Raw genomic sequence first — 17,149 nt, 5'->3', positions numbered from 1 at the left:
TTAGACCCACCCACACCCTGCCTGCGGATACCTTGCCCGCGGCCGCCTCGCTCGTTGACGCCTGGCAAACCGAACGCCCCGTCCCCCTGACCCGCAATGTGCTGCGCCTGACCGCGCCCAACCCCGGCGTGATGACCGGCCCCGGCACCAACAGCTACCTGGTGGGCGAGCCCGCCACCGGCTACACCGTGATCGACCCCGGCCCGGCCGATGCCGACCACCTGCAGCGCCTGTGGCAGGCCGCGCAGTTTGAGGACGGCACGGGCGGCAACGTCCTGCGCATCGTCTGCACCCATTCCCACCCCGACCACTCGCCCGGCGCCGCACCGCTGCAGGCCCTGTGCCAGGGCGGCCCACCCATCCTGGGCCTGCCGTCTGCTCCCACAGCACGCGCCGCCAGCGCCTTCACGCCCGACCGGCCGCTATTAAATCGGGAGCTGCTCGCGCATATGCTGCCTGGGCTGGACGTTGAAACTGCTTTAAAGCCCGTGCACACGCTGCAGGTGATCCATACCCCCGGCCACGCCGCCAACCATGTGTGCCTGCTGCTGGAGGAGGACGGCCTGCTGTTCAGCGGCGACCACATCCTCAACGGCAGCACCACGGTGATTGACCCGCCCGACGGCAGTATGGCCGACTACCTGGACTCGTTGGACACGCTAACCGAGGCCTGTACCGCACACGGTGTGCAGTACATCCTGCCAGCGCATGGGCATGTGATCGACGGTGCGCTAGAAGCGATTGCCAAGCTCAAGGCACACCGCCTGGCGCGCGAGGCCAAGGTCGCTGCCGCCATGCAAGCCATCCCGGCGGGCAGCCCTGACGACTGGGTGCCCCTGGCCTATGACGACGTGGACTCGCGCCTATGGCCCGTGGCCAAGCGCTCCCTGCTGGCGCATGTGGAGCGCATCCAGGCACTGGCGGCGCAGAAAGGCTCCCTGCCATGAACCGCCCCACCCTCAAGCTCACGCCCAAACCCAAGCCTGCGCCTAAGGCAGCACCTGCGGCCCGCAAGGCGCCTGCATCGCCCCCCCCCGCCAAGCCCGCACGCGCGCCAACCCCGCGCCCAGCTGGGCCACGGCCCGCAGGCCGCCCTGCGGCAGCCCCCAACAAAGTCCGCGCTGCCACAGCGGATGCCCGCCCGCCGCGCGCCAGGGCACCGGGCAAGGCTGCGCCCAAGCCCCTGCCCGACACTGGCGAGCGCCTGTCCAAGCGCGTGATGCAGCTCAAGGAATGCTCGCGCAAGGAAGCAGAGCAATACATCGAGGGCGGCTGGGTGCGCGTTAATGGCGTCGTGGTGGAAGAGCCTGCGCACCGCGTAGACCGCGAGACCATCACCGTGGACCCGAACGCGAGCCTGCTCAACCTGACTGCCGTGACCCTGCTGCTGAACAAACCGCCGGGCTACACAGATGGCACAGAAGAAATGTCCCCTGCACGCGGACGCAAGGCGATTCCCGACGCACGCAACCTGCTGACGGCGCAGACCCACTGGGAACACGACCCGACGGACACGCCCGTGCTGCAGCGCCATTTCAAGCACCTGGAGGCTGACATTGAGCTGGAGAACGGTGCCAGCGGACTGGTGGTGTTCACACAGGACTGGCGCACCACGCGCAAGCTGACCGAAGACATGGCGACCATGGAGCACGAGTTCTTGGTGGAGGTGAAAGGCGCAGTGGAAGCCGATGCCCTCAAACCGATTGGCTACGCGCTCAAGGACGAGCGCCTGGACCTACCGTCGGTGAAGGTGAGCGTGAACAGCAGCACCCCAGAACTGAGCCGGCTGCGCTTCGCCATCAAAGGCTCGCACCCCGGCCTGGTGGCCTACCTGTGCGGACTGGCCAAGCTCGATATCCTGGCCATGCGCCGCATCCGCCTGGGCCGCGTCACCCTGGCCGACATGCCTGTGGGGCAGTGGCGGTTTCTCGCTGGATACGAGAAGTTTTAGTGCAATCTCCCGCCGGGCCGCCCCAAGGGAAATTAGCCCCCTCGGGGGGGCAGCGACCCGCTCACGCATCTGCGGTCGCAGATGCGCTCACGTTGTGGCAATACGCCCGGCACGGCCTGCAGGCCGTGCGTGGGCGGAGCGTGGGGGCGATATCAAGAAGTGATGTAGTTCTGCAGCTGGGTGATGGTCTGCTCGCGGTCCTTGATGATGTCGTCCATCAGATCACGGATGGAGACCATACCGACGACTTTGCTGCCATCGACCACCGGCAAGTGGCGGATCTTCTTCTGGCTCATCAGGGCCATGCAGTCATCGGTGGACGTCTTGGGGGTTACGGTCAACACCTGCGAGGTCATGATGTCGCGCACATTGGTGTCTTTGGATGAGAGCCCTGCCAGCGCGATCTTGCGGGTGTAATCCCGCTCCGAGAAGATGCCCACCAGCTTGTCAGCCTGCAGCACCATGAGCGCGCCGACATTGCACTCCGCCAGCATCTCCAGAGCCTGGTAGACGCTGTCATCGGGACTCAGGCTCCAGACGGCACCGCCTTGTTTTTCCAACAGTTCAAGAATCGGTCGCATGGCTTCATCTCCCAGTGACTGTGAAGACCCAACCATACAACAAAAAAAGTGTGAAGCCCACCGATAAGCCGGATTCTGTGCATGGGGGTTTCCCCCCACGTGACCACCATTACTCTGGGCCGCTGGTCACCCAAACGGCTCGATGCTACCTACCCGCCAACTCCGGGGGCCCCGTCAACGTTGGCCTACTTGGTATTGCTGCGCGTAGAGATTGCCCGTTTCACCTTTGGGCTCGTGCCGCAACTTGCGTTGCGTCCGAGTCCAAAACTCGTCTCTGTTGCTCTAATCCTCACCTTAGGGCGCTTGGCTTACGCCAAACGCTTGTCGGTGGACAGTCGTTAACTGCTACGCTGCCCTATGCAGTCCGGACGTTCCTCCAGTGCCTGGTTTCCCAGATTGCACCAGCGGTGGTCTGGTGGGCTTCACATGACGATTATCGCGCCTGCCAACCCCACCCCTGCGCAACTGGCATATGGATATACCCAAAGTGTCGCAAGGAATTCAGACATTGGGGCCAAAATGAGGGACTGATCCCCCTCACTCGGAGACACCCCATGGCATTCGACAACGTCCTGCAAACCATCGGCAACACCCCCGTCATTCGCATCAACAAGCTGTTTGGCAGCACCCACCAGGTGTTCGTGAAGAGCGAGCGCAGCAACCCTGGCGGCTCCATCAAGGACCGCATTGCGCTGGCCATGGTGGAAGACGCAGAGAAAAGCGGCGCCCTGAAGCCCGGCGCCACCATCATTGAACCCACCTCGGGCAACACCGGCGTGGGCTTGGCCCTGGTGGCCGCCGTCAAGGGCTACAAGCTGATTCTGGTCATGCCCGACAGCATGTCCATCGAGCGCCGCCGCCTGATGCTGGCCTATGGCGCCACGTTTGACCTGACCCCCCGCGAAAAAGGCATGAAAGGCGCCATCGCGCGCGCGCAGGAGCTGGCAGAGCAAACGCCAGGGGCGTGGATTCCACAGCAGTTTGAAAACCCCGCCAATATCGACGTGCATGTGCGCACCACGGCACAGGAAATCCTGAAAGACTTCCCGAACGGCGTCGACGTCCTCGTCACTGGCGTCGGTACGGGTGGCCACATCAGCGGTGTGGCGCAGGTGCTCAAGGCACAGTGGCCGCAGCTAAAGGTGTTTGCGGTGGAACCTACCGCCTCCCCCGTGATCAGCGGCGGCGCGCCTGCACCGCACCCCATCCAGGGCATTGGCGCAGGCTTCATCCCCAAAAACCTGAAGACCGAGCTGCTGGACGGCGTGATCCAGGTGGATGCGGAGCCAGCCCGCGAGTACGGCCGCCGCAGCGCACGCGAAGAGGGGCTGTTGGTGGGTATCTCCAGCGGCGCCACCTTGGCCGCCATCGCCCAAAAACTGCCCGAAATTCCTGCCGGCAGCACGGTGCTGGGCTTCAACTACGACACCGGCGAGCGCTACCTGTCGGTGGACGGCTACCTGCCCACCTGAGCCCACGCGGCCGCGGCGGCTTATTTCAGCAGAAAGTTGCCGCGCTCCGCATGCAGGACGGTAGCCGCAGGTGCGGTTTCGTCCTTCAAGTCAACCCCGGAGAGCTGCCGCTGGCGCGCCTGGGCCAGCAGGTAGTGCAGCTTGAAGGCGGCGTCCGCATACGCCAAGCCTGCAGGGCGCACGTTGGAGATGCAGTTGCGGCTGGCATCGCTCAGCCCCACGCGGGGCATCCAGGTCAGGTACAGGCCCATGCTGTCGGGTGAACTCAGGCCCGGGCGCTCCCCAATCAAGACCACCACCGCTTTGGCGCCCAGCGCCTGGCCAATGTCATCGCCAATCGCCACGCGTGCCTGCTGGGCAATGCACAGCGGCGCCACGCGCCAGCCCTCACCCGCCATGCGCTGGTGCAAGGCATATAAATACGGTGCGGCATTCTGTTCGATGGCCAATGCGGACAAACCGTCCGCCACCACCAACGCCAGGTCATAGGGGCGGTCTTGCACGACGTCGTCCGCGAACGCAGGCCGGTAGAGCTGCGATAGCACGTCCAGCGACGCCGCATCCAGCCGCCTGCCCAAATCGGGGCGCTGTAGGTACTGGCTGCGGTCGGCGGCGGCGCTGTGCAGCAGCAGACAAGGCGGCGGCGCATCTGGCCAGGCGGCGGCCAATCCATCGGCCAAGCGGGCAACGTCCAAGCCGCGGTGTACCGCATCGCGGGCCTGGGCATGGGCCAACTGGAAGGCCAACTGGGGCGCCGTGGGCAGACTCACACCAGAGCGCCCAAGCGCAATGCGCGCATCGGTGAACTGGCGCAGGCCAGACCAGGGGTTGGGGATGACAGGGCTGTGCGGGGCGCTCATGGTCGTCATGCCAGCTGCAGCACAGCTTTCTGGAAAGCGGGTGGTACGGCTGCATGCAGGGCAAAGTCGGCACCCGCTTCGCTGAAAATCTGCATACGCTGCAACCAGGCCTCGAACTCGGGCGCGGGCCGCAGGCCCAGCACACGGCGGGCGTACAGCGCGTCATGGAAGGACGTGGTCTGGTAGTTCAGCATGATGTCGTCCGAGCCCGGAATGCCCATGACAAAACTGCACCCTGCCGTGCCCAGCAGGGTGAGCAGCACATCCATGTCGTTCTGGTCGGCTTCGGCATGGTTGGTGTAGCAGACGTCGCAGCCCATAGGCAGGCCCAGCAGCTTGGCGCAGAAGTGGTCTTCCAACCCGGCGCGGATGATTTGTTTTCCGTCAAACAGGTATTCAGGGCCGATGAAGCCCACCACCGTGTTGACCAGCAAGGGTTTGAACGCGCGAGCCACCGCATAGGCACGCGCCTCGCAGGTTTGCTGGTCCATGCCATGGTGCGCGTTGGCGGACAAAGCGCTGCCCTGCCCGGTCTCGAAGTACATCACGTTGTTGCCCACCGTGCCCCGGTTCAGCGACAAGGCGGCACTGCGCGCCTCGGCCAACAGCGCCAGGTCCACGCCAAAGCTGCGGTTGGTGGCCTCGGTGCCGCCGATGGACTGGAACACCAGGTCCACCGGGGCGCCACGCTCGATGGCCTGCACCGTGTTGGTCACATGCGTCAACACACAAGACTGGGTGGGGATGGCGTAGTGGCGGATGATGTCGTCCATCATGTGCACCAGCTTGACCACCTGGCCCACGTTGTCGGTCGCAGGGTTGATACCGATCACCGCATCGCCACTGCCATAGAGCAGACCGTCCAGCAGGCTGGCAGCGATGCCGGTGGTGTCGTCTGTCGGGTGGTTGGGCTGCAGGCGCGTGGCCATGCGACCGGCCAAGCCAATGGTGCTGCGAAAGGCGGTGACCACACGGCACTTCTTGGCCACCAGAATCAGGTCCTGGTTGCGCATGATTTTGCTCACCGCCGCCGCCATTTCCGGCGTGATGCCCGGGGCCATGGCGGCCAGCGTCCCACTGTCTACCGCGTCGCTCAGTAGCCAATCGCGGAAGTCACCCACGGTCAAATGGCGAATGGGGGCAAACGCGGCCGTGTCGTGGCTGTCGAGGATGAGGCGACTAACCTCATCCTCTTCGTAAGGCACCAGCGCTTCGTTCAGCAAGGTGCGCAGCGGTAACGCGGACAGCACCATTTGCGCCACCACCCGCTCCTCGGCACTGTGGGCGGCCACGCCGGCCAGCACATCGCCCGAGCGCAGCGGCGTGGCCTTGGCCATGAGGTCTTTGAGGTCACGAAATCCGTAGGTACGGCTGCCTACGGTATGGCGAAAGGAGCAACTGGGCATGGAGAAACGGAGGGAGACTACTTGGCGACGGGGGCACTGACGCCCAGGGGCAGCGCATCGGCGCGTTGTTGTCCGGTCATCTTAAAGTAGCCGTAGCCCAGTACCAGGAAGCCGACAAACAAGCCAAAAATCAGGGGGTTGTAATAAACCATGGTGGCCATGCACACCAGCGCGCCGAACAGCGCAAAGGCTGGAAAGTAGGGGTACAGCGGCGCACGGAAGGGGCGCACCATGGCGGGCTCGCTGCGACGCAGCTTGAACAGGCTCAGCATGCTCAGGATGTACATCAGAATGGCGCCGAACACGGACATGGTGACGATGTTGGCTGTCAGGGACTGGCCGCCGATGGTGATGAAGGCGTCGCTGTAGATGGCGGCAATGCCTACCACGCCACCGGCCAGGATGGCGCGGTGCGGGGTCTTGAAGCGGGGGTGCACCTTGGCAAAGTAGGACGGCAAAAAGGCCTCACGCGACAAGGCGTAGATCTGGCGCGAGTAACCCAGAATGATGCCGTGGAAGGACGCAACCAACCCAAACAGGCCCAACCACACCAGCATGTGCAGCCAACCGCTGTTTTCACCCACGATGAGCTTCATGGCCTGGGGCAGCGGGTCGTTGATGTTGGCGAGCTTGGTCCAGTCGCCAGCGCCGCCGGCAAACACCATCACGCCTACCGCCAAAAACACCAGCGTCAGGATGCCAGTGATGTAGGCAATCGGGATGGAGCGCTTGGGGTCTTTGGCCTCTTCGGCGGCCATGGCCACCCCTTCAATCGCCAGGAAGAACCAGATGGCGAACGGAATGGCGGCAAACATGCCCGGGATCGCGGCCCAGCTGAAGTCATCGCTACCGGACCAACCGCCCTTGGTGAAGTTGGCCATGGAGAAGCCAGGCGACACCACGCCCATGAACACCAGCAACTCGAAGATGGCAATCACGGTGATGCACAGCTCAAAGGTCGCGGCAATCTGCACGCCCACGATGTTGAGCGTCATGAACACCAGATAGGCGCCCAGGGCGGCCAGCTTGGGGTCCAGGGCAGGGAACTGCACATTCAGGTAGGCGCCGATGGCCAGTGCGATCGCCGGCGGCGCAAAGACGAACTCCACCAAGGTGGCCGCCCCGGCCAGGTAGCCGCCGGTGGGACCAAACGCGCGCTTGCTGTACGCAAACGGGCCGCCGGCGTGGGGAATGGAGGTGGTCAGCTCGGTGAAGCTGAAGATGAAGGTGGTGTACATGGCCGCGATGAACAGCGCGGTGACCGTGAAGCCGAGGGTTCCGGCCGAGGCCCAGCCGAAGCTCCAGCCGAAATACTCGCCCGAGATCACCAGCCCCACGGCAATGCCCCAGAGCTGCAGGGTGCCGAGCACCGGTTTGAGCGTGTGTGCGCCCGTGGATGGTTGTGCAGATGACATGAATTTCCTCCGACAGGGATTGAGACAGGGCGCCCATGCATTTCGGCATGGGCTTTGCTTGCAGCGACTGTAGGCAGCCCCACGCCAAGCCGGTATCGAAAATCGGCAAACCTGCAGTGCGCACCCGCGCGGTGCGCCGGCTTGGGCTTGCACCGTTGGAGGACCCCATGCACCACACCTACCCGCCCGCACTCCGCATCGTGGAGGCCATGGACGCAGACGAACACGCCCGCAACCTCACCAATTGGGAGCAGTGTTACGACCAGACCACCGCCGGCGTGTTCCACGGCCTGCTGGAAGAGCTGCAACTCCCGGCCATGCAGGTCTTCCGGGAAAGCACCAGCCAGGGCATGCGCCAGACGTGCTGCGTATGGCCAGACGCGTTGTGGTTCGGCTTGCCCTACTCGGCGCAGGCGACCCGCATCAACGGCCGTACCGTGGCCCCCAACAGCGTGCTGGTGCGCCCGGGCGACTGTGAGTTCGAACTCATTACACCGGCGGACTACACCATCTTTGGCATTGTGGTGCGCCAGGACACCCTGCACGACGCGGCTCAGCGCCTGGGCTATGCGATTGACTGGGAACGCATGCGTGGGGCCGAACTGGTGCATGCCTCCCCGGCAGCGCGCCAACAGTGTCTGCACACCCTGGGTGCCCTGTTGCAGCACCCCGGCCACCCCGAGGGCGCTGAAGCCACCCAGCAGGCTGTAGTGGCGGCCTTGCTGCCCCTGATCGACACGGGGGTGGTGGAGCGCGAGGTGCGCGACAGCTTTGCCCGGCGCCAGCGCATTGTGGCCAAGGCGCGCGACTACCTGCTGGCCCACCACGACCAGGCCATCACCGTGCCTGACCTGTGCCAGCAGCTGTTTGTGAGCCGCCGCACCCTGCAGTACTGCTTTGAAGATGTGCTGGGCATGGCCCCCCTGCAGTACCTGCGTATCCTGCGCCTCAATGGCGCGCGGCGCGATTTGCGCAACAAGGCCGCCAGTACCGTCAGTGATGTGGCTGCGGACTGGAGTTTCTGGCACTTCAGCCAATTCTCCAGCGACTACCGCAAACTGTTTGGCCACAGTCCGTCGGCAGACTGCTCCAGCGGACCGCACTGACGGGGTCGCCTGCCCCTCTGAGGGCCCCCACGCAACGGGTGGCGCGTAAAATCCCGGCCTTGCTTGATAACCACGAGCCCGCCCCATGATCCGCCTGACCGAACTCAAACTCCCCCTGTCCGCCTTGCCCGTGGAAGAGCGCCGTGCCGCCGACGCCCCCACCGAGACCGAGGCCGACCGCGCGCCCGTGGCGCACCCAATCGATGCGCTCAAGCGCCTCAGCGCCCAGGCACTGGGCATCGACATGGCGGCCATCGCCGACCTGCATGTCTTCAAGCGCAGCTTTGATGCGCGCAAGGCCGATTTGCTGGCGGTCTACATCGTGGACCTCACGCTGACGGACCTGGCGCTGGAAGCGCCCTTACTCGCCAAATTCCCGAACCATCCGCACATCCTGCCCACGCCGGACATGGCCTACCATCTGGTCGCGCAGGCTCCGGCCGATTTGGCCGAGCGCCCGGTGGTGGTGGGCTTTGGGCCGTGCGGCATGTTTGCGGCGCTGGTGCTGGCGCAAATGGGCTTCAAGCCCATCGTGCTGGAGCGCGGCAAACCGGTGCGCGAGCGCACCAAGGACACCTGGGGCCTGTGGCGCAAGAAGAACCTGAACCCCGAGAGCAATGTGCAGTTTGGCGAAGGCGGCGCGGGCACGTTTTCGGACGGCAAGCTCTACAGCCAGATCAAGGACCCGCGATTTCTGGGCCGCAAGGTCATGCACGAGTTTGTGCAGCACGGTGCGCCAGCCGAGATCCTGTATGAAGCCCACCCGCACATCGGCACCTTCAAGCTGGTGAAGGTGGTTGAAGGCATCCGCGAGCAGATCATCGCACTGGGCGGAGAGATTCGCTTTGAGCAGCGGGTGGCAGATTTGCTATTGAATCAGGAGCTATCCGCGCAGACTCTACGAGGGCTAGAGGTCGAAAACCTTCAAAACGGAGAGCATTACGTGCTGCCTGCCCGCCACGTAGTCTTGGCGCTGGGCCACAGTTCCCGCGACACCTTTGCCATGCTCTATGAGCGCGGCGTAGCCATGCAGAGCAAGCCGTTCTCGGTGGGCTTTCGCATCGAACACCCGCAAAGCGTAATCGACCGCGCACGCTGGGGCCGCCACGCTGGCCACCCGCTCTTGGGTGCGGCGGACTACAAGCTGGTGCACCACGCCGCCAACGGGCGCGCGGTGTACAGCTTCTGCATGTGCCCCGGTGGCACCGTGGTGGCCGCCACCAGCGAGCCGGGCCGTGTGGTCACCAACGGCATGAGCCAGTACTCACGCGCCGAGCGCAACGCCAACGCCGGTATGGTGGTGGGCATCGACCCGCCCGACTACCCGGACGACGAAGCCGCTTTTGTGCACGCCTTTGGCGAAGAGAAAGGCCAGCGCTACGCGGCAGAAGCCGCCGCGATGAAGGCCCAGGACCCCAAAGCCGCACACCCCCTGTCAGGCATTGCGTTCCAGCGCCAGCTGGAGAGTGGCGCCTACACACTAGGCGGCGGCACCTACGAGGCGCCCGGCCAGCTGGTGGGCGACTTCATCGCCGCCAAGCCCTCCACCGAATTTGGCAGTGTGACCCCGTCGTACAAGCCCGGCGTGAAGCTGGGTGACCTGGCGCCCAGCCTGCCCGGCTATGCCATTGCCGCGCTGCGCGAGGCGCTGCCCGCGTTTGGCAAGAAGATCAAGGGCTTTGACATGGCAGACGCAGTGTTGACCGGTGTGGAAACCCGTACCTCCAGCCCCATCAAGATGCCACGTGGCGATGACCTGCAAAGCACCAACGTGCGCGGTCTGTATCCGGCCGGCGAAGGTGCCAGCTACGCCGGCGGCATTTTGTCCGCAGGGGTGGACGGCATCAAAGTGGCAGAGGCTCTGGCCTTGGACATGCTCACGCCGCGCGCTTGAAAAATGCCAGTAGCGTGCCAGCTGCCACAAACAAGCCACCAAATACCCGGTTCAAGGCCCGCAGGTGTGCCTCGGACTTGAGTGCGCGCAGCACCTTGGCGGCCAGCGCGGTGTAGCCACCCATCACCACCAGATCAGTAAAGCCCAGTGTGGCCGCAATCACCAGGTACTGCGGTGCCAGCGGCTGCGCCAGGTTCAGAAACTGCGGCACCACCGCCAGCAGGAACACGGTGCCTTTGGGGTTCAGCGCGTTGATGACCCAGGCCCGGAACACCATGCTGCGCACACTGGCTTGGCCGGCCTCTTCCGTCTTGGCCGCCAGCGGCACGGTGGGCGCCCCCCACTGCTGGATGCCCAGCCACACCAGATAGGCCACACCGGCCCACTTGATGACTAGAAAGGCGGTGGCGCTGGTGGCCACCACCGCGCCCAGGCCCACGCCAACCACCACGATCTGCGTCCAGATGCCCAGTACCAGGCCCAGCGTGGTGATGTAGCCCCGCTTGAACCCGTGATTGAGTCCGGCACTCATGGCCGCCACCGCCCCCGCACCGGGCGAAATACTGATCGCCCAGGAGGCGGCAAAAAAGGCAAGCCAAGTCGAGAGTTCCATCTGCACATCCGTTCCATCCATCGGGCCTGCTTTGTAACACGCCCCAAAAAACAAAACCCCTTTGCACACGGGGCACAAAGGGGTCGCTGGACGCGGCGTGTGCCGCACCCATCAGTTGCCGGAAGCTTGCAGCGCAGCAATGCGCTCTTCAATCGGCGGGTGGGTCGAGAACAACTGGCCAATACCGCCAGCAATACCCATGGCAGCCACGCTCTTGGGCAGCTCGCCGGGTGTCATGCCGCCCAGGCGGGCCAGCGCGTTCATCATGGGCTGCTTGCGGCCCATGAGCTGGGCAGCACCTGCGTCGGCACGGAATTCACGCTGGCGGCTGAACCAGGCCACGATGATGGCGGCCACAAAGCCCAGCACGATGTCCAGCACGATGGTGGTGACATAGTAACCAATGCCGGGGCCGCTGCTTTGCTCGTCGTTCTTGCGCAAGAAGCTGTCCACGGCGTACCCCACCACGCGGCTGATGAACACCACAAAGGTGTTCATCACACCCTGGATCAGCGTCATGGTCACCATGTCGCCGTTGGCAATGTGGGCCACCTCGTGGCCAATCACAGCCTCAATTTCTTCACGCGTCATGCCCTGCAGCAAGCCCGTGCTCACCGCCACCAGGGCCGAGTTCTTGAAGGCGCCAGTGGCAAAGGCGTTGGGTGCGCCCTCGAAGATACCCACTTCGGGCATGCCAATGCCGGCCTTGTCCGCAAACTTGCGCACGGTGTCCACAATCCAAGCTTCGTCCATGTTCTGGGGCTGATCGATCACGCGCACGCCCGAAGTCCATTTGGCCATCGGCTTGCTGATCAACAAGGAAATGATGGCGCCGCCAAAACCCATGATGAGCGCAAAGCCCAGCAGTGCGCCCAGGTTCAGGCCGTTGGCGGTCAAAAAGCGGTTGACGCCCAATAAATTGGCCACCACACCCAACACCAGCACCACGGCCAGGTTGGTCATTACAAACAAGACAATACGTTTCATGGTTCTTCTTTCGGAAAGCGACGGGGCTCCCGTCATTGACACGGATGGTAGGGGCGCGGAGGCCGATTTCAAGCGCAACACCCCTTGAGCCCACGAAATTTATGGGCTTTGCAGCGCTCCTGCGGAGGGGCGTGGCGCCCGGAAGACGCTGGCATCGGCGTAAAACGCGGGCGTCTCGTTGTCGGGCCACCAGCCCGGCACGCCCAACACCGGCAAATGCGCAAACGGTTTGCTGGCCAAGAGCGGTGCCGAGAGAGTTTGGGCCAACCAGACGTCCAGTTCTGCTATGGATTCGATAGCTGCTTGCACAACAAATACATGGGCTGTGATCGGTTTTCGTGGGTAAATGAGCTTCTCCAGCAGCGCATGGCCAAACAGCAGCAGCGAGGCCTGGGCCCACAGCGGGCGCAGGCGGCCAAACAGCGTCTCCCAGTCCTTGGCTTGCAGGGCCTGCCATAAAGGTTCGGGTGCGACCAGCAGCGCTGCGTTTTCGTCAAACACGGTCAGCGCATCACGCGCAGCGCCGCGCACGGGCTGGATGCCGATCTGGGCAATCTGCTCGGCCTGCAGCTGGTTGAGTTTCTGCTTGGCCAGCGGAAAGTGCAGCCAGCACAGTCCGTTGAAAAAGTCATGCAGACCATCCCGCGTGGGCACGCGGCCGGTCTCAAAAATGTGCTGCTCATAGGCCATGCCTGCAGGCAACTCGGCCTGCGGCACAAACCGCACCGGTGCGCGCTGCGCCGCATTCAAGGCATCCGCCACGCTCAAGCCGCCGTTGATCTGCGCGGCCAGCCCCTCGCCCACGGCGCGCCAGGGCTGCAGCCAGGGTGCGTCCCAGTTGATTGCGGCAATATCCACGGGGGACTGCTGCAGCTTGATCATGCCCCGGATAAAGCCAGAAAGTGCCGCTTGTCGCGCACGGAGACTTTGGAGGTTCCCTCATCTCGCAGGTTGAAGGCCTCGGTAGCGATCAGCAACTTGGTCAACGTGGCATACCCATAGTTCCGGGGATCAAAGGACGCGCGATTGCTCAGGTGAGTGCCCACTGCACCCACCTTGGCCCAACCGTCCTCGTCTTCGCAAGCAATCACAGAGGCGCGCAACAAAGACAACAGCTTGTTGTCCTTGCGCAGCTGATCCGTAGGCACCCGCAAAGGCTGCGCTTGTTTTACTGCAGGCGCATCGGAATCCACAGCTGAAATTCCGGACACCACTGCAGCTTCGGCGGCGTCTGGGACTTCCGCCGTTCCCAGTCGATCCAGATACAAAAACCGCGAACATGCGTTCACAAAGGGCTCAGGGGTCTTCTGCGCCCCAAACCCGTATACAGCAGCCCCTTTGGCACGCAAATGCATCACCAAGGGCGTGAAATCAGCATCGGACGACACGATTCCAAAGGCATCTGGCTGATCGGTATAAAGCAACTCCAATGCGTCGATGACCATTGCAATGTCACTGGCATTTTTCCCTTTGGAGTAGTCAAACTGCTGCATCGGGCGAATGGCGTGTTCATGCAATTTTTCTTCCCATCCACGCAACTCGCTTTTCTTCCAGTTGCCGTAGGCACGCCGCACATTGGTAACCCCAAAGGTCGACAACTCAGTCAAGATGACGTCGATTTTGCTAGCGGGGGAGTTGTCTGCATCAATCAGCAAGGCGATACGCGCTTCATTGCGGACGGGCAAGCGGCTGCTCATACCAGCTTCCAATGCAGTGCTTCGCCCGCAGCCAGGGGTTTGAGGGAGGTTTCGCCGAAGGCAAAGCTTTCGGGTGGTGTCCAGCTCTCGCGCTTCAGGGTGATGGTGCTGGTGTTGCGTGGTAGGCCGTAGAAGTCAGCACCGTGAAAAGACGCAAAGCCTTCCAGCTTGTCCAGCGCGCCAGCGGTGTCAAACGCTTGGGCATACAGCTCCATGGCCGCGTGGGCGGTGTAGCAGCCCGCGCAACCGGTGGCGTGCTCCTTCAGGTGCGTAGGGTGCGGCGCGCTGTCGGTGCCCAAAAAGAATTTGGCGCTGCCGCCAGTGGCCGCCTGCACCAAGGCCTGGCGGTGCGTTTCACGCTTGAGCACGGGCAGGCAGTAGTAATGCGGGCGAATGCCGCCGGTGAAGATGGCGTTGCGGTTGTAGAGCAGATGGTGGGCCGTGATGCTGGCCGCAGTAAAGCGGTCGCTGTCCGCCACATACTGGGCAGCTTCCTTGGTGGTGATGTGCTCGAAAACAATCTTCAGCTCAGGGAAGTCGCGGCGCAGCGGGATCAACTGCGTGTCGATGAACACCGCCTCGCGGTCAAACAGGTCGATGTCGCTGCTGGTCACTTCGCCGTGCACCAGCAGCAGCAGACCGGCCTTTTGCATGGCCTCCAGCGTCTTGTAGGTCTTGCGCATGTCGGTCACACCGGCATCGCTGTTGGTGGTGGCGCCTGCGGGGTAGAGCTTGGCAGCCACCACACCGGCGTCCTTGGCGCGCGCAATTTCTTCAGCGGGCAGGTTGTCGGTGAGGTAGAGCGTCATCAGCGGCTCGAACTGCATGCCGGCGGGTACCGCGGCCTGGATGCGCGCCTTGTAGGCCAGGGCCTGCTCCGCGGTAGTCACCGGCGGCTTCAGGTTAGGCATGATGATGGCGCGGGCGAACTGAGCTGCGGTGTGCGGCACTACGGTGTGCAGGGCGCCGCCGTCGCGCACATGCAAGTGCCAGTCGTCCGGGCGGGTGATGGTGAGGGTCTGGGGGGTGGATGCGGTCATGGGCGCTATTGTCCCAAATCATCCACCAGGCCCTCATGCCCGGAAAAGCTAGAAAGGGACAAAGTCGCTGGGGTACTTCCAGAAGTCCTTGAGCAAGTAACTCACTGGCAGGTTCAGTGGCTTGTCGTTGGGGGGGATCGGCTTCAAAAACCACTTGTCGTAGATCGGCTGAATCTCTTTGCTCACGATCAGGCGGCGCATTTCTTCGTCGATGAGTTTTTTGAACTCGGGGTCGTTTTTGGGCAGCATGATGGCCAGCGGCTCGGTGGTCAGAAATTTGCCCACCACCTTCAGAGCTTCAGGCTTGGCACGGTTGGCGGCCAGGCCGTAGAGCAGCACATCGTCCATCACAAAAGCGTCGGCCTCGCCCTTTTCCACCATCTCCACAGCTCTGGCATGGTCCGGCGCCTCCAGAATCGTAATGTTCATCAGGCGCTCCCGGTTGGCCTGCTCCGCCGCCTTCAGGGGTGTGGTGCCCTTGGTGGACACCAGCTTTTTGCCGTTGAGGTCTTCAATGCGCTCGACCTTGCTCTCGGTGCGCACCAGCATGCGCGCGCCAGTAATGAAATGGGGAATGGTGAAAGCCACCTTCTGGCGGCGTTCGGCGTTGTTGGTGGTGGAGCCACACTCCAGGTCCGCCTTGCCGGCTTCCACCATGGCAATTCGGTTGGCCGGTGTCACCTGCAAAAATTCGACCGGCATGTTCTTGGCACCGGTCTTCTTGCGCACGGCCTCCGCCAGCTTGAGGCACAGGTCGACCGCGTAACCCACGGCTTCTTTTTTACCGTCCAGGTAAGAGAAGGGGATGGAAGACTCCCGGTGCGCCACCACCAGCGCCCCGCCTGCAGCCACGCGCTCCAAAACGCCTGCGCTGGCGCCACCAGTGGCCAGCATGACCCAAACTACCGTGCCCCAGAGGCACCACACCTTATTTTTCATAGAAACTCCAACGATCCGTGTTGACCGAAGCTGGCCACTCTAGCCAGCGCCTAGCCCCGCAGCCAATGCCGATTGGTTGGCGCGGTATGCAAAAAATGAATGCAACTTCTATGCCGCAGCACCTTGGGTTAGCAAATAGTCCCACAGGGCCTGGGCCGATCCCTTGGGCGTACGGGTCTGGGCACGCTGGGCGGCATTGAGCCCGCGGGCGGCCTCGCGGCTGGAGAGGCGCTCCCGGTAGGCGCGCACCTCCATGGTGATGTGCAGCCCTTTCATGTGCGGCGGCAAGGCACTCACCAGCTTCTTGGCGCGCAGGTCTTTTTTCACCGCGCTATGGGGCAGGAAGGCTACCCCGTGGCCCTCCAGCGCCATGGCCTTGAGGCCCTCGGCCATGTCGGTTTCATAGACGCGGTCAAAGTGGATGGCCACGTCGGCCTGCTTGAGGATCAGCTCCACCATTTGCCCAAGGTAGGCGCCGGGCGCATAGCCCAGGTAGGGCAAGGGCTGGCCCACCTTGCCGGGCAAAGAGAACATGGGGTTGCCATCGCTGTCGGGTTTGGAATACGGTGCCACCACCTCTTCGCCCAAGCTCACCATTTCGTAACGCTCCGAGTCCAACTGGTAAGGCTGCGAAGGGTGGTGGTAGGCGATCAGCAGATCGCAGCTGCCTTCCACCAAGCGCATCACGGCATCATGCACATTGAGCGCAATCAGCCGGCTCTTGAGCGGGCCAAACTTCTCGCGCAACTCGGACACCCACGCCGGAAAGAAGGTGAAGGCCAGCGTATGTGGCACCGCAAACTCCACCACGTCCTGCGCCGCGGTGGTATGCCCACGCAGCATGGCGCGCGTGCTCTGCAGGGCCTGCAACACTTCCAGCGACTGGTCGTAGAGGGTCTCGCCGGCCGGCGTCAGGCGCGTGGGATAGCTGCTGCGGTCCACCAGATCGGTGCCGGCCCAGGCCTCCAGCGACTGGATGCGCCGCGAGAAAGCAGGCTGGGTAACGTGGCGCAACTGCGCGGAGCGGCTGAAACTGCGGGTCTCAGCCAAAGACACAAAGTCTTCAAGCCATTTGGTTTCCATGGGGCGAGATTATGCGCGGAGCGCATAGATCGCACACCCTTTGCTCGGATGCCCCCACATCCCAGGGTCGTACCCTTGAAACGGCGAATCTCTAAAATGGCCTAT

Annotated in this window: 15 protein-coding genes, 1 other RNA gene and 1 pseudogene; 5 read left to right on the top strand and 12 right to left on the bottom strand. The window is 63.4% G+C overall.

What is annotated here, in order from left to right:
* Positions 1-62 precede the first annotated feature (62 nt).
* Together CHU94_RS16935 and CHU94_RS16930 are read left to right on the top strand one after the other, a co-directional pair.
* Positions 63-947 (top strand): annotated as a pseudogene (locus CHU94_RS16935) (MBL fold metallo-hydrolase); the annotation flags it as partial.
* Positions 944-1,951 carry an RNA pseudouridine synthase gene (locus CHU94_RS16930; RefSeq protein ID WP_176452067.1) on the top strand — a complete coding sequence of 336 codons (1,008 nt, stop codon included), beginning with the start codon at positions 944-946 and terminating at the stop codon, positions 1,949-1,951. The pseudogene CHU94_RS16935 and the gene CHU94_RS16930, both read left to right, overlap by 4 nt.
* Before the next feature lie 152 nt (positions 1,952-2,103).
* Here the strand turns inward: CHU94_RS16930 and CHU94_RS16925 are convergent, their stop codons facing one another.
* Together CHU94_RS16925 and rnpB are read right to left on the bottom strand one after the other, a co-directional pair.
* Complete coding sequence (locus tag CHU94_RS16925) at positions 2,104-2,532, bottom strand: CBS domain-containing protein (RefSeq protein ID WP_094482026.1); 429 nt, start codon at positions 2,530-2,532, stop codon at positions 2,104-2,106.
* Positions 2,533-2,580: 48 nt separating this feature from the next.
* Positions 2,581-2,956: RNase P RNA component class A (rnpB, locus tag CHU94_RS16920), an RNA gene on the bottom strand.
* A 130-nt stretch (positions 2,957-3,086) separates the two neighbouring features.
* On the opposite strand from rnpB, the gene cysK reads away from it, so the two are divergent.
* Positions 3,087-4,004, top strand: coding sequence for a cysteine synthase A (gene cysK, locus CHU94_RS16915; RefSeq protein WP_094482024.1), 918 nt, complete (start codon positions 3,087-3,089; stop codon positions 4,002-4,004).
* 20 nt (positions 4,005-4,024) lie between these two features.
* Here the strand turns inward: cysK and eutC are convergent, their stop codons facing one another.
* From eutC to eat, 3 genes are read right to left on the bottom strand one after another with little or no spacing between them, the layout of a single operon-like run.
* The gene (eutC, locus tag CHU94_RS16910; RefSeq protein WP_094482831.1) at positions 4,025-4,864 is read right to left on the bottom strand and encodes an ethanolamine ammonia-lyase subunit EutC; all 840 of its coding nucleotides are present in this window, start codon (positions 4,862-4,864) and stop codon (positions 4,025-4,027) included.
* Between the two features lie 5 nt (positions 4,865-4,869).
* Positions 4,870-6,270, bottom strand: coding sequence for an ethanolamine ammonia-lyase subunit EutB (locus CHU94_RS16905; RefSeq protein ID WP_094482022.1), 1,401 nt, complete (start codon positions 6,268-6,270; stop codon positions 4,870-4,872).
* Positions 6,271-6,287: 17 nt separating this feature from the next.
* Positions 6,288-7,685 (bottom strand): ethanolamine permease, encoded by a 1,398-nt coding sequence (gene eat / locus CHU94_RS16900; RefSeq protein ID WP_094482020.1) that lies wholly within the window; start codon positions 7,683-7,685, stop codon positions 6,288-6,290.
* 167 nt (positions 7,686-7,852) lie between these two features.
* Between eat and CHU94_RS16895 the strand changes: the two genes are divergently transcribed.
* A complete protein-coding gene (locus CHU94_RS16895; protein WP_094482829.1) occupies positions 7,853-8,791 on the top strand; it encodes a helix-turn-helix domain-containing protein in 939 nt (312 codons plus the stop codon).
* Positions 8,792-8,876: 85 nt separating this feature from the next.
* On the top strand, positions 8,877-10,685 hold the full coding sequence (locus tag CHU94_RS16890) for an NAD(P)/FAD-dependent oxidoreductase (protein ID WP_094482018.1): 1,809 nt from the start codon (positions 8,877-8,879) through the stop codon (positions 10,683-10,685).
* On the opposite strand, the gene CHU94_RS16885 is transcribed toward CHU94_RS16890, so the two are convergent.
* From CHU94_RS16885 to CHU94_RS16855, 7 genes are all read right to left on the bottom strand, one after another.
* Positions 10,669-11,298, bottom strand: coding sequence for a LysE family transporter (locus CHU94_RS16885; RefSeq protein ID WP_094482827.1), 630 nt, complete (start codon positions 11,296-11,298; stop codon positions 10,669-10,671). The two genes, CHU94_RS16890 and CHU94_RS16885, sit on opposite strands and share 17 nt — an antisense overlap.
* A gap of 111 nt (positions 11,299-11,409) precedes the next feature.
* Entirely contained in the window at positions 11,410-12,285 is an 876-nt protein-coding gene (gene htpX, locus CHU94_RS16880) for a protease HtpX (protein ID WP_094482016.1), read from the bottom strand.
* A gap of 99 nt (positions 12,286-12,384) precedes the next feature.
* Complete coding sequence (locus CHU94_RS16875; RefSeq protein WP_094482014.1) at positions 12,385-13,167, bottom strand: DUF3025 domain-containing protein; 783 nt, start codon at positions 13,165-13,167, stop codon at positions 12,385-12,387.
* Positions 13,164-13,982, bottom strand: a complete 819-nt coding sequence (locus CHU94_RS16870; RefSeq protein ID WP_094482012.1) for an NYN domain-containing protein — start codon at positions 13,980-13,982, stop codon at positions 13,164-13,166. Before CHU94_RS16870 ends, CHU94_RS16875 begins: the two co-directional genes overlap by 4 nt.
* The gene (pyrC, locus tag CHU94_RS16865; protein WP_094482010.1) at positions 13,979-15,022 is read right to left on the bottom strand and encodes a dihydroorotase; all 1,044 of its coding nucleotides are present in this window, start codon (positions 15,020-15,022) and stop codon (positions 13,979-13,981) included. Before pyrC ends, CHU94_RS16870 begins: the two co-directional genes overlap by 4 nt.
* Positions 15,023-15,070: 48 nt before the next feature.
* A complete protein-coding gene (locus tag CHU94_RS16860) occupies positions 15,071-15,916 on the bottom strand; it encodes an amino acid ABC transporter substrate-binding protein (RefSeq protein WP_255034047.1) in 846 nt (281 codons plus the stop codon).
* A 153-nt stretch (positions 15,917-16,069) separates the two neighbouring features.
* On the bottom strand, positions 16,070-17,044 hold the full coding sequence (locus CHU94_RS16855; protein WP_094482006.1) for a LysR substrate-binding domain-containing protein: 975 nt from the start codon (positions 17,042-17,044) through the stop codon (positions 16,070-16,072).
* Positions 17,045-17,149 lie beyond the last annotated feature (105 nt).

It is taken from the genome of Rhodoferax sp. TH121, from assembly GCF_002251855.1.
Taxonomy (GTDB): Bacteria; Pseudomonadota; Gammaproteobacteria; order Burkholderiales; family Burkholderiaceae_C; genus Allorhodoferax.
Note: the sequence above shows the minus strand (reverse complement) of the source record. Positions and strands in the feature narration are given on the sequence as shown.